Source organism: Micromonospora sp. WMMD723 (genome assembly GCF_049863385.1).
Classification (GTDB): domain Bacteria; phylum Actinomycetota; class Actinomycetes; order Mycobacteriales; family Micromonosporaceae; genus Micromonospora; species Micromonospora wenchangensis.
Window position 1 is genome coordinate 1,799,140 of the sequence record NZ_JBMKNR010000001.1, and the last position, 13,023, is coordinate 1,812,162.

7 protein-coding genes and 1 pseudogene are annotated in these 13,023 nt (G+C 68.0%); 4 read left to right on the forward strand and 4 right to left on the reverse strand.

What is annotated here, in order from left to right:
- The first annotated feature begins 796 nt into the window (after window positions 1-796).
- The gene (locus ACN261_RS08065; protein WP_425849289.1) at window positions 797-2,008 is read left to right on the forward strand and encodes an ISAs1 family transposase; all 1,212 of its coding nucleotides are present in this window, start codon (window positions 797-799) and stop codon (window positions 2,006-2,008) included.
- A 2,015-nt stretch (window positions 2,009-4,023) separates the two neighbouring features.
- On the opposite strand, the gene ACN261_RS08070 is transcribed toward ACN261_RS08065, so the two are convergent.
- A complete protein-coding gene (locus ACN261_RS08070; RefSeq protein WP_421484675.1) occupies window positions 4,024-4,185 on the reverse strand; it encodes a hypothetical protein in 162 nt (53 codons plus the stop codon).
- A 353-nt stretch (window positions 4,186-4,538) separates the two neighbouring features.
- Window positions 4,539-5,435: an IS3 family transposase gene (locus ACN261_RS08075; protein WP_421484676.1), complete on the reverse strand. Its 897-nt coding sequence runs from the start codon at window positions 5,433-5,435 to the stop codon at window positions 4,539-4,541.
- 97 nt (window positions 5,436-5,532) lie between these two features.
- On the opposite strand from ACN261_RS08075, the gene ACN261_RS08080 reads away from it, so the two are divergent.
- Together ACN261_RS08080 and ACN261_RS08085 are read left to right on the forward strand one after the other, a co-directional pair.
- On the forward strand, window positions 5,533-6,657 hold the full coding sequence (locus ACN261_RS08080; protein ID WP_425849292.1) for an IS30 family transposase: 1,125 nt from the start codon (window positions 5,533-5,535) through the stop codon (window positions 6,655-6,657).
- Window positions 6,658-6,727: 70 nt separating this feature from the next.
- Window positions 6,728-7,426 (forward strand): annotated as a pseudogene (locus tag ACN261_RS08085) (relaxase domain-containing protein); the annotation flags it as partial.
- 187 nt (window positions 7,427-7,613) lie between these two features.
- Here the strand turns inward: ACN261_RS08085 and ACN261_RS08090 are convergent.
- Together ACN261_RS08090 and ACN261_RS08095 are read right to left on the reverse strand one after the other, a co-directional pair.
- Entirely contained in the window at window positions 7,614-12,143 is a 4,530-nt protein-coding gene (locus ACN261_RS08090; protein WP_421484678.1) for an FtsK/SpoIIIE domain-containing protein, read from the reverse strand.
- A gap of 1 nt (window position 12,144) precedes the next feature.
- A complete protein-coding gene (locus ACN261_RS08095) occupies window positions 12,145-12,495 on the reverse strand; it encodes a WXG100 family type VII secretion target (protein ID WP_091250833.1) in 351 nt (116 codons plus the stop codon).
- Between the two features lie 162 nt (window positions 12,496-12,657).
- On the opposite strand from ACN261_RS08095, the gene ACN261_RS08100 reads away from it, so the two are divergent.
- Window positions 12,658-13,023, forward strand: a complete 366-nt coding sequence (locus ACN261_RS08100) for a hypothetical protein (RefSeq protein ID WP_421484679.1) — start codon at window positions 12,658-12,660, stop codon at window positions 13,021-13,023.

Genomic DNA, 13,023 nt, shown 5'->3' on the forward strand with positions numbered 1-13,023 from the left:
CACGTTACCGCGCGTGGTTACGACCTGGCCGCAGCCCACCACACCCGGAAAGAGATCAAGAACAAGGCTCGGAAGAACCGACCCACCCGCCGACCGAAAACACGTGCTCCGATCCCCAGCGCTTCAGGGACGGGCGTCGAAGCCGCAGGCCACGACCGCAAAGCGCGAGAAGAACGCACCTTCGGGTGTGGCACCCACATCGCACCCACGTGACACCCACCGCCCACACAGGGCGGACAGCAAGAAGGGCCTGACCGCCGCATCGGCAGGTCAAACCCCTCATGATCTTGTTGCCCGAAGGGACTCGAACCCCTAACCTTCTGATCCGTAGCGCGCCGGCGCCACGACCCGCCTCGTCCTGCGCGCAGCCCGCCGTACCCGCAAGAAAATCGAGGCCAGGGGCCAGAAGAACCGACCGAACCTGCGGCCGAAAACAGGTGCCCACCGCCACTGCCGGCAGGGTGCCGAAGCCACAGGTCAGCAGCCGAACCGGAGCGAAAAAGCCCGCCCGAGCGGCGGCACCCACGGTCCACAGCGGGCGGACAACAGAAAGGCCCAGACTGCATCCCCGCAGCCCCGGACCGCTGTTGATCTTGTGCCCGAAGGGACTCCTAACCTGATCCGTAGCCTTGCTATCTCAGGGCGGTTGCAAGTTCCCGGGTTGTATGGCTGGTCGGGTTGTGACCGGTTGGGCCGTATAGCAGGGCAGGCACGGGGTTCGTGATCATTGTGGTGTCGAAGCCAGATGATCACGAGGTGGTCCGTGCCTGCTGCTGCATCTTCTCCCATACCCGCCGTGCTGGTGAACCTGGGGCCGTTGGAGACCGGCCGGATCGCCGACCTGCGCCCCTACCTCGACTCGGTGCCCGACCCGCGTTCCCGGCGGGGCCGGTGGTACTCCCTGACCGCGATCCTGCTGGTGTGCGCCTGTGGGGTCGTCTCGGGTGCGAAGAGCATCGACGAACTCGCCGAGTGGGGTCAGCGTGCCTCGAACGCGCTGCTGACAGTCATCGGGATCCGCGTTCATCTGCTCGGATGGCGGCGTGCTCCGTCGTCGGTCACGATCGGCCGGGTGCTGGGGGCTGTTGACGGTGACGCCCTGGACCGGGCGGTGTGCGCCTACCTGGCCAACCAGCATCGCGCCGCCACCGAGCCCGCTCAGGCGCCGTCGCCGTCGGCGTCCCGGCGGCTGCGCGTGATCGCCGTCGACGGCAAGGCACTGAAGGGATCAGCCCGTCTCACCGAGACCCGCCGGCATCTACTCTCGGCGGTCACGCACGGCACCGTCGTGACCCTCGCTCAGGTGGAAGTCGGCGCGAAGACGAACGAGACCACCCACTTCCAGCCGCTGCTGACTACGCTGGACCTGGCCGGCGCCGTCGTCACCTTCGACGCCCTACATTCGGTCAAGGCGAACATCTCCTGGCTGGTCAAAGCCAAGAACGCCCATTACATCGCGGTGATCAAGACCAACCAGCCGACCGCTCACAGCCAACTGGCGGATCTGCCGTGGCGGAACATCGCCGTGCAGCACACCGCGTCCGCCGCCTCCGGGCACGGCAGGCACGAGTCCCGCTCGATCAAGACCTGCGCCGTCGCCGACGAACTCGGCGGGATCGCCTTTCCCCCCGCCCGCATGGCCATCCGCGTGCACCGCCGACGCAAACAGTCCGGTAAGCGCGAGACCCGTGAAAGTGTCTACGCCGTCACCAGCCTCGACGCCCACCAGGCCACCCCGGCGGACCTGGCCGCCGCGATCCGCGGGCACTGGGCAGTGGAGAACTCCTCACACCACATCAGGGACGTCACGTTCGCCGAGGACGCCTGCACCGTCCACACCGGCACCGCACCCCGGGCCATGGCAACCCTGCGCAACCTCGCCATCGGCGTGCTGAAAACCCTCGGCGCCGACAACATCGCCAAGACCACCCGCGCGATCCGCGACGAACCCCAACGAGCACTGCCTTTCCTGGGCATCACCAACGATCCGGACACCTACGGAACTTGATCAGGCCCTGTTGCTATCTTGGCCGCGGATTGGCGACAATCTTCGGAACTGGATCAACTAGCTCGATCGTGACGACTTTGCTCGCCGCAGTGAGATCGAGGCTCTCCTCGATTTCACTATTTAGATCTCCGGCATGAGCCTTCACGCTAATTGGCCCCACCCCTTCCGCCCGGAGATAGGCCATGCCGTCTGCCCCGGTTCGTCCCCACACAACCATCCGTCGAGAATCGCTTAACGACACCTTAACGTCGGGCACCCCCACCGACAGGCAGGTCGATCTATCAGAATCCGGGCAAAGGCTTACTGCGACACGAACCTCAATCTCACGCGCATCGGGATTAACCCGAACAGCATCACAGGAAGGTAGCGACATGGAAGCGAGGACGGCAATCGCCGACAACCCTCTCGCCATCACAAAGGCCTCCTCACATCAGTAGCTACAAGCCATTACAGGCTACACCGAAGCCTTTACATTGTGATGTGCCTGTTCATGGGAGGTGCGCGGAGCCAGTGTCGTCATGGGACGACGCCCCGGTAAGACATCGGTCGACCAAGATCCGATGCCTCGAGCGGGAGCCTTGCTGTGCTGTTTTACCCGTCCACGACCGCGCTGTCCAGCCGCTCCCTGAACCACCTCGTCAACCTCACGCGCCACCCGCGCCCACCGCTGGAGCGGGTGGTGGCGCCTCGGCGCTGGCCTGCATGCCCTGCTCGCCCTGGCCAACCTCCCAACGGCGACACCATCACCCGCCTGGCCTGCGGATTCACGGTCAGCGTCACCACGGCGTGGCGTACGTCCGGAAAGCCGTATCAATATCGTCAAGCAACGTGAGAGTAAACACATTAAGTAGCATGTTGATAACTAAGGGTGATCGGCATGCGGGTATAAATAGGATAAATCTCGCAGAAATGCACTGAGAGCAACTGGTCACTCTCTCAGAGTCCTCCATCGACCCTATGGATCGAGCTTCCTTCCGTGTAGCTTTCCTGCACACGTTTGTGGGGAGAACTGACAACCTTCCCTCTGGCCCAACCGAGGAGAGTAAATGAGCAGTAGGCTATCGAATCGACGGCTGCGCAGGGGTGTCGGGCTAGGTTTAGCTGCGACCATTGCGCCACTTTTAGTGCTGACGCTAGGGGGAAGTGCGGTAGCGGCGGGAAAGAGGGAGTCAACAGAGGCCCAGAAGTTGCAGCTAATTTCCCGACTGCGCCTTGAGGGGGCATCCGACCAGGAAATTGCACGGAGAACTGGTTACAAGCGTGTCGGAACCGCCGGGCCAGCGCCCCTGTCAGTCAACACTGCGGTCACCATTCCCAACCCCTATCTTTACTTCGACTCGGTTAATCAAAAGTATGTCGCCTACGCCGATTTCGAATGGAACGACTACCAGACCTTGGGTGATGGGACTTGGAGTTCGGGCAACGTCGGCGGAAGGGATGTCTTGTCAATTCGATTTTCCCAAGACGTCGTGCAAACGAGCACACCTAGTGGGGCGATCTACTGGGGAGGATGGCGAGGCCTAAGTAGTTCCACCCCACTTCCGCCGAATGGGGGGTCTCCGCTATTCCCTGGCCTATGGGATAATGGGGTGGACGGCGCAGTTATTGAATGGCAAGACAAGACGCAGGCAAACTATTGCGGCGGTGCCGACTTCCCGAATTGCGCACGATACAACTCGGGCAATGGAACTTTAACGTTTGCCTTCAAAAAGCCGACTGGCTGCCTTCAAATCTTTGCTCAGTATGCTCACACTTGGAAATCAACGACTATCACCAGCGCCAGCGTGAGCAACTCGGGCTTCGAAATTGGATTTAGTTCATCCGAAAATCGATGGCAAGCTACTAGCGGAGCAACCCAAATCGGCTGCTAGTGCCTCGTCATGCGGCCTTGAATAGGTAATTCGGATGGCGTATCTTGGAGTTAGTCGCGAATCCCGACTTCGGTCGAACTCATCGGTTGCGCCGGTGTAGTCGCCGATACAGATCTTGACTGGTTAGGTTGTATCGGGTTCGAGTCAGTCCGGTGTAAGCAAGGAAGCCGTCGAGTAGGTCGGGATGCTCCTGAGGCGGTTCTTGAGAATCATCTGGAGGTGGTCGACGCCGGTGACGGCGAGGTTGCCGATGCTGCGTTCGAGGTGGCACCACGCCGCCCCGGTCGGGTTCAGGTCCGGGCGCAAGTCGGTAGTCGAGTGGCGGTCAGCCAGTCCCGGCGTCGATCATCTGCCGGATGGCGGCGCTGATGTGGTTGTTCAGGTTGTGCCACACCAGCACGGTCGGGCCGCCGAATTGCTGGTGAGCGGCGCCGAGCAGGGGTTGTAGTCACGTTCGCTGGCCCTGTTGCGTTGGCGGATGGGTGGGCACGCCGAGCCGCGTCAGCGGTGCTGGTCAGATCGCTCGGGCCAGTTCGGTGAACACAGCGGCGACCCGCAGAGCCGGCGGGACGTCCGTGGCGAGTTCGTAGTGTCCGCGTCGGAGGTTCTGCACGAAGTGGGGTTGACCCGGTTTGACGGACATGGTCTTTAGCTCGTTGTCACGCTACTTGTCGGACTGGCGGTGCGATACGCCCGGTGGCTTCGTAGGCGGCGGGGCTGAGGTATCCGAGGGTGGAGTGCCGGCGGCGGGTGTTGTACCAGCCCTCGATCCAGTCGAAGATCGCCGCGTGGGCGGCGGCGCGGGTGGGCCAGGCCCGCCGGTCGAGTAGCTCTGTTTTGATGGTGGCGAAGAACGACTCGGCGACGGCGTTGTCCCAGCACTGCCCCCGGCCGCCGACGGACAGCCGCACCCGGTGTCGGTCGGCGAGGCGGGCGTATTGGGCGCTGGTGTACTGACAGCCCCTGTCGCTGTGGAAGATCACCGGCCCGGCCGGACGCCGGCTCGCGATCGCGTGGGACAGGGCCTGCTCGGGCAGGTCGGTGCGGAGATGATCGGCGGTGGCCCAGCCGATGACTCGGCGCGAGGCCAGGTCGATGACGGTGGCCAGGTACAGCCAGCCCTCCCAGGTGCGAATGTAGGTGATGTCTCCGCACCAGCGGGTGTCTATCCCGGTCGCGGTGACGTCGAAGTCCCGGCGGATCAGATCCGCCGGCAACGCCGCTGCCGGGTCGGGCACGGTGGTGGTGCGCCACCGCTTCGGCGCCTGACCGCACAATCCGGCCGTGCGCATCAGCCGAGCGATCCGCTTGCCGGAGTGCCGCCGCCCCTGGGCGGCGAGTTCGGCGCGCACTCGAGGAGCACCGTAGGTGCCCGCTGACACGGCGTGAACATCCGCGATGTGTGCGGTCAGGTCGGCGTCGTCACGCTCACGCCGCGACGGGCCGGTGCGGTGCTGGTAGTAGGCGGACCGGGAGACCTCCAACAGCTCACAGGAACGCTTCACGTTCCCGTCGGGCTGCGCCTTCTCCGCCTCGATGAACGGGTACACGTTCACCGGGTCTCCTTCGCGAAGAAAGCCGTCTTAGATTCAAACGATCGACGCAACGCTGCTGGTGGTTGGGTGGATCGTGGCTCGGATGGGTCGGCCGGGAATGTCGGACGCGATGAAAGAAGACTTGTGGCGGCGCTGGCGCGCCGGTGAGTCCATCAGCGTGATCTCTCGAGCACTCGGGAAGCCACCAGGATCGGTCTTCACGGTTCTGAAGCACCACGGCGGCATCGCGCCGGTCGAGCGGGTGCGCCGGGCGGATGGGTTGACCCCTGGAGACCGAGAGTCGATCTCTCGGGGTCTCGAGGCTGGCGCCTCCATGCGTTCGATCGCCGTGTCCATCGGCCGTGCGCCCTCCACCGTGAGCCGTGAGGTCGCCCGCAACGGCGGCCGGCTGACGTACCGTGCGCTCGCCGCTGAGCAACGCGCTCACGAGCAGGCGCGTCGCCCAAAACCGTCCGCCTTGCAGGACAACCTGGTGCTGCGTCAGCTGGTGATCGAGCTGCTGGAGACCGAGTGGTCCCCGGAGCAGATCGTGGGACACCTGCGGCTGGTGCACCCCCACAACCCGCTCATGCGCATCAGCCACGAGAGCATCTACCGCGCGATCTACACGACACGGTGGAAGGTGATCCCGCGTGAGCTGTGCGCGAAGCTGCGCACGGGCCGTCCCATCCGCAAGAACAAGAAGAACACGGTCAAGGGCCAGTGGCGTTCCCAGATCGTTGGTGCACGGCCGATCGAGGCCCGGCCTGCCGCGGCTGACGCACGGACCGAGCTTGGCCACCTCGAAGGAGATCTCATCGTCGGAGCCAAGAACAGCCAGGTCGCGACACTGGTCGACCGCAAGTCGCGCTACCTGACCATGGTCGCGCTACCCAGTCGCCACACCGCAACTGTCATCCCGGCCCTGCAACAGGCATTCTCGCTGATGGATCCCCGCCAGCTCAGCACTCTGACCTGGGACCGCGGCATGGAACTCGCCGGCCACCGGCTGCTCACCGAAGCCACCGGAGTCGACGTCTTCTTCGCCGCACCGCGCAGCCCATGGCAGCGGGGCACCAACGAGAACACCAACAAGCTGATCCGGCAATACCTACCGAAGGGCACCGATCTGGGCCTGCACAGCCAAGCCGATCTCGATGCCCTGGCCGCCCGGCTGAACGACCGGCCCCGCAAGTGTCTCGGCTATCGAACTCCAGCCCAGTGTGTTGCCTTGACTCCCTGAATCTAAGCCCAGAAATTTCGCCAAAGCGCGCACCGCCGCGACAAGGCGGGGGAACACCCTTTGGGTCGGTACGCCAACAGTGCTCCAGACCCTCAGTATCGCCAACGGTTCTGCTCTCGGCCTCGACAACCTGGCGTGGGCGCTAAGCGGTCGACTCGTACGATCGGCGACGTTGCCGGCTCCGGGACCCCCGGTTAGCTGCATCGATCTGACCTTCTGGGTGCCCATGTCCGTCTCCTGGATCTGGGCCATGAGCGACCAGGACGGTCAAGCGAAACTGGAGCAGGGCGTGCTGAGTGCGGCGGCCGACATGGTCTTCAACTTCCCGAGGATCCAGCGACTTCCCCTCGACCCTGCTGCCCGGCAAGACTTCGCCGCCGCCATGGTGCTGCACGCGACCGTACCGGCGGCGGCTACCCCGCCGCCGATGCTGCATGTCCACTGCTATCTGGTTGCGGTACTCGATCCCGCTGGGACGATTCGCCGGCCGACGCGCGATTGGCTCGACGTACCGGATGGGCACCGCCTGCTCGGCGCGCTAGGGCGGGCGACGCTGGCGGAGCAGGTGCGGGAGATCGGCTTCGGGGTCCGCGGCGGTACCGGGCCGGGCGGTCGGTTCTTCGAGGTCGAAGGCATCTCGCAGGCTCTGATCGACGAGTTCGATCTGCTGGATCACGCGAACTGCTGCGGCTCCGGTCTGGCCACGGACTTCGCTGCTCAGCAAGCCGTCATCCCCCCTGAGCTTTACTGGAGTAGTCGCGACGGGTAGGTCCCGATCCGGGTTGGCTGGCGACTGCGGCGGCTGCTTCGTCCGCGCCCGTGGTGTGGGAGACGGCCGTCGTGGGCCCGTCCGATGTTGTTTCCAGCCTGGTGGCGGCCGGGGTGGACCTCGGCGGGAGCGTGCAGGCCGATCCCGGAGTGCCGCAGGCAGTTGTTGTACCAGGTCACGAAGTCGGTCATGAATGCTCGTGCGGCGGCCAGGGACGCGAACCTGTCCTGGAGGACTCGCCGACCACCTGCACATCCGACCCGCTCACCGGGACCTGCACCGGGAGGGTGGTCCCACGGGAGACCAGCAGGGCCCGGCCGGCCGGCCAGCCGCCCCGGGTCGAGCGGGGCAGCTTCAGGTCGAAGACCTCCCCGTCGACGTACGACGACGGGTTGAGCAGCAGTCCATGCCGACCACGCCGCAACGCCGAGAGCCAGCCGCGGTAGCGGTGCACCGCCAGCTCCTCGGTGGTTCCGGCGGCGAGCACCAGGTTGCCATGGTCGCGGGCCGAACGGGCGAGCTGTTCGAGGACGTCGGCGGCCTGCCCCTCGCCGAGCAGCTCCGCGTCGTCGACGACCACGGCGACCGGCCCGGCCAGTTCCGCGACCGCGTCCGCCAAGTCGGTGTCGATCTCCGCGCCACGCAGCACCCGGACCACGCCCGGCAGTTCGGCGATGCCGGTCAGCAACGGTGACCGGCGGGGACAGCAGACCAACACCGGCAGGCCACCGGATCGCCGGCCACCGAGCGAGGTGACCAGCGCGAGAAGCGCCGTGCTGCGCCCGGACATCGGTGGCCCGGCGACGAGGAAGGTCGCCCCGGTCTCGGCGAGATCCAGGTCGATGGGCCGAAGATGATCCCCGCCGACACCGACGGTGCAGGTGGCGACCCCGACCGGTGCCGCACCGGCACGCAGCTCGGCCAGCTCCGCCAGGGTCACCGACGCCGGAAGCGGGTCGATCCGGCGCGGCATGGTGGCCGGGTCCAGACCCTGGCAGCGGCCCCACGCCGCTGCGGCGAGCCGCTCGACCACCGCTGCCTGGGCCGCACCATCCGGGTCGGGGGTCAGGAGCGCGATCTGCACCTCCGTCCCAGACGGTACGACCACTGCCCGGCCATCCGGCATGGTCCGTGGCATCCTGCGAGGGTCGGCGCCGAAGACGGCGACATCCTCGGGATCGGCCTGGCGCAGCACCAGCCGTGTGGCGACCGCGCTACCGAGCCGGTGCCCGAAGCCGGAGCGGTCGGTGGTCAGCACTGGTAGGACGCCGACCGCCGAGCCGCGTCGGAGCAGGCCGTCGAGGGATTCGACCAGCCGTCCGCCGTCGGTCTCGCCGTGTTGGGCCAGGAACGCCTCGTACCCGTCGACCAGGAGCACCAGGTAGGGCAGGCGTTCCGCCGCCGGTGCGGCGGCCCGCTGCTCCCGCAAGGCGGCGTACCCGCCGGCGGCGAGTAACCGGGTGCGCCGGGCGACCTCGGCGTCGAGCAGATCGAGCAGGCGACCGGTCCGCTCGTGCTCCTCACCCTCCACCCGGGCACCGCAGTGTGGCAGTGCCGCCAGCGGGGCGAGGGCCCGACCACCATGGTCGAGCACGTAGAGATGGACGTCGGCCGGTCCGCTCCGGGTGGCCAGCCCGACGGCCAGGGCGCGCAGCGCGGTCGACCGTCCGCTGCGGGCCATGCCGGCGATCACCACCGGGCCGGTCCGGTCCAGGTCGAGAAGGAAGGGGGACTGGGTCTGGGCGCTCGGGTGGTCGCCCAGGCCGAGCGGCACCGCCACCGGCGATTCGCGGGACGCCGGGTCGCCGCCCGGTGCGTGGTGGACGGCCGGGTGAGGCACGGTCGGCGCCAACTCGGCGAGGGTGATCCGGTCCGGCAGAGGTGGGAGCCACGGGCCGCTCGGTGCGGCCACCTCGATCAGTCGCGCCGCCGCCCGGATCGCCGCGACCAACACCGTCAGATCGGTCTCACCGGCATGGCCGCCGGTCTCGGCTGCCGAGTCGGGCTCGGGCCGGTCGCCCGCCTTCGGCCGGCCGAGGTCTGCCACCCGGCGTGGGGTGGCGGTGACCCGCTGGTCGGCACAGGGGTCCGACCCTCCTGCTGCCCGGGGCCAACCGATCCGGGCAGCCTGCACCATGGTCAGGTCGGCGTGGCCGGTACGCAGGTAGGCCCGACCGGGATGCAGCCGGGAGATCCGGGCGGCATCGGGTACGTCGACCACGTCCGCGCTCTCCTCCGCGCGGGTAACCCGCAGGCAGAGCCGGAGGTTGACGTTGGCCCGCATCTCCGCGTTGACCACCCCACCGGGGCGCTGGGTGGCCAGCACCACGTGCACCCCCAGGCTGCGCCCCCGCATGCCGATGCCGACCACGCCGGTGACGAACTCCGGCACCTCCTCGACCAGGGTGGCGAACTCGTCGACCACGATCACCAGCCGGGGCAGCCGGCCGCCGGTGCCGGCCCAGTAGTCCTCGATGTCCTTGGCACCGGCCTCGGCCAGGATGTTCTCTCGGCGGCGCAGCTCGGCTGTGAGCGAGGCCAGTGCCCGATCCGCCAGGTGCCCGTCCAGGTCGGTGATCAGCCCGACACAGTGCGGCAGGTCCCGACAGTCCGCGAAGGCACTGCCGCCCTTGTAGTCCACCAGCACCAGGTTGAGCGCGTCCGGGGCGTTCCCGAGGGCGAGCGAGGCGACCAGGGTCTGCAGCAGCTCCGACTTTCCGGCGCCGCTGGTGCCCGCGATCAGCGCGTGCGGTCCGTCCCGCCGCAGGTCGACGGTGACCGGTCCGGTGGCGTCCGCACCGATCAGCACCGTCGTGGTACGACCGGAGGGCTGCGCCGCCCAGCGCTCGACGACGTCCTGCACCGTCGGGTCGGAGCCGAGGCCGACCAGATCGAGAAAGCGGATCTGATCGGGGAGGTCGCCGTCGTCGCCGAACCGGGCACCGAGCACCCGGACCGGAGCGAGCGCCCGGCTGGCCCGGGCTGCCCGGCTGCGGGAGAGCCCGTCGGCAAGCACATCCGGCTGGGGTTCCAGACCTTCGTTCAGCACCCTGACCCGGGTACCGGCCGCTCCGGTCACCACCACCGTCGCGCGGCACTCGTCCGGCAGGCTCGACTCCGCAGTGTCCAGGCAGAGCGCGTACAGACCGGCGGCCGGGCCGCTGGTGAGCAGATCGGCCAGGCCGGGCAGGGTGCGCAGCCGGCGGGCCCCGTCGACGATCACCAGCAGCCGTCGCCCTGGCGGTGCCTGGTCACGGAGACCGGCCTGCCGATCGGCCAGCCGTTCGTCCATGATCCGCCGCAACTCGGCGATCCGGTGCTCGGCCTGCTGCCGGTCGGTGGCCACCATCCGCCGGCAGGCCAGGTCGGCCCGGTGCGGCACGGTGTGTGGCAGCCAGCTCAGCCACTCCCACTCGGTTGCCTCGTCGTTCCCGGTGAGCAGGACGAGGCCGAGGTCGTGCGGGGCGTGCAGGGTCGCCACCTGGGTGAGTAGGGCCCGGAGGATCGGCATGGTCGACTGACGCGGGCCGGCCAGCCCGAGGACCCCGGCCGTACCAAGCGGCACCGTCACGGGTACGTCGTGGGCGGTCGGCACGGTCTCGGCGGCGGCGCCCGGTCCGATCAGTCGTACGGCGGCCGGCCGCTCGGTCAACCCGATCCGGAGCAGACAGAAGTCGGGGTCGGCGGGACGACGTTCGAAGAGACGGCCGGTCGGGCCGGTAGCGATCCGGAGCACCGCCGCCGGGTCGGGAAAAAGCTCCCTACTCGCGTGCTCCTCGCTGACGGTCAGGGCGGCCAGCCGTTCCCGGGCCTGCGCGAGACCGGCCCGGTAGTCCCGGAGCTTCTCCCGGTATTCCCGGCGTCCGCCCCGCCGCTCGGTGACGACGTGGGCGACCGCCATGAGCGGCGCGAAGGCGAGAAATATCAGGTAGTATCCGGAGTTGGGCAGCAGCAGAAAGATCACCCCGGCCAGCAGCAACGGCAGAAGCACCGTGGCAAGCGGGAAGCGGATTCCCTTCGGTTGCTCCGGCGCGGCCGGCACGGACACCTCGACCTGCCGCTGCGGCTGCACTATCCGGGGCGGTCGGTTGAACCGCCGCACTCCCAGTGCCGGATCGGTTTCCAGCTGCGTGTCGGCCACCGGATGCCGCCGCACCACCACCAGGGACTCGCCCAACTGCGCCAGGTCGCCGTCGTCAAGCCGGGTCTCCTCGGTGATCCGCCGGCCGCGCGAGCCGGTGCCGTTTCGGGAGCCATCGTCGGCAACGGTGGCCGCACCTACCCCGTCCCATCGGATCGCGGCGTGCCGCCGGCTGACCTCCGGGTCATCCAGAACCAGATCACAGCCGACGGCCCGGCCGAGGACAAGCGTGCGGGGCGAACCATCGGCAACCACCAGGGCGCTCGCCCCGGCGGCTGGCCCACCCACCACCGCGACCTCGCGGACCGTCGACAGAGCCGGCCCGTCGCTGCCCCGCACCACCGCTGGCCGGCCGCCGGCCGGCTGATCGAGGGTCAGTCGCCCGCCGGTGACCAGCCCGGTGTCGGCCAGCCGCCGTTCGTCGGACAACCGCTCGGTGCCCAGGAACAGCGCCGCCCCGCCCGGCTCCTCGCCGAGGGCGTCACGCAGCGCGCCAACGGTGGCCGCTGGCCCGGCCTGGATGAGCATCGGGCTCAGACGACCCTGCCGGTCGACGACCGTGACCTCGTACTCCATCTCAGTGGGCGAAGTCGATCGCTTCAGTGTCGCGGGCGTGCGCGTGCATGGCGCGCTCGGCGTCCTTCAACGCGAGCCGCATCCGCTCCAGCACCGGCGTGAACTCGTCCATCGAGTGCTGCATCCGCTGCATGCTCGGCTTGAACTCACCCTCCCAGAGATTGTCGAACGAGGTGGCCCGGCGTCCCTTCCAGTCCATGCTCTTCACGCCGGCGCTGAGCGTACTGATCATCGCCTGCATCCGGTGCACGCTGGCGTTCATGTCGCGGATCAGCGCGGTGGTCTCCACGTCCGCCTGCTGTCCGAACTTACGCCCCAACTCGTGGGCCTGCCCGGGATCGAGCTGGTACATCGCAGTCTCCTGTCGGTGCTGGTCGGTGCCCTCCTGCGGTCGCAGGGCGAGCGGTCGATCCGTCCGGATCGACGCATTCGACGCTAGGCGCCGGGCCCACCCCGGCGGTATCGGAAGCCCTTCCGATACCGCCGGGGCCAGGTGCGCCCCGAGACTGGCGACGTGAGCAATGTGGATGCCCTCGCGGCGCGGGTACGCGCCCTCAAAGAGCGGGTCGACGAGGCCGACGGGTACGCCCGGGCCTGCCGGGCCGCACTGGCCCGGCTCCGGGGCCCGCTCGGCACGCTGTCCACCGTCTCCGTCGACGTCGGTGGCCTTCGGTCGAGGTCGGCGAAGGTCGACCGGGCCCGGAGCCAGGCCGAGTCAGCCCGGGAGGTGGTGGGGACCGCGCGGTCGAGGCTGGCCGACGCGGCCGGTGATCTCGGCCGGATCGCCGGCCGGTACGAGCGGCAGGCCGACATGGCCCGAGCCGATCTCAGGGCGGCGAGAAAGCAGCTCGCCGCCGCGATGGCCAGCGGAGTGGGGTGA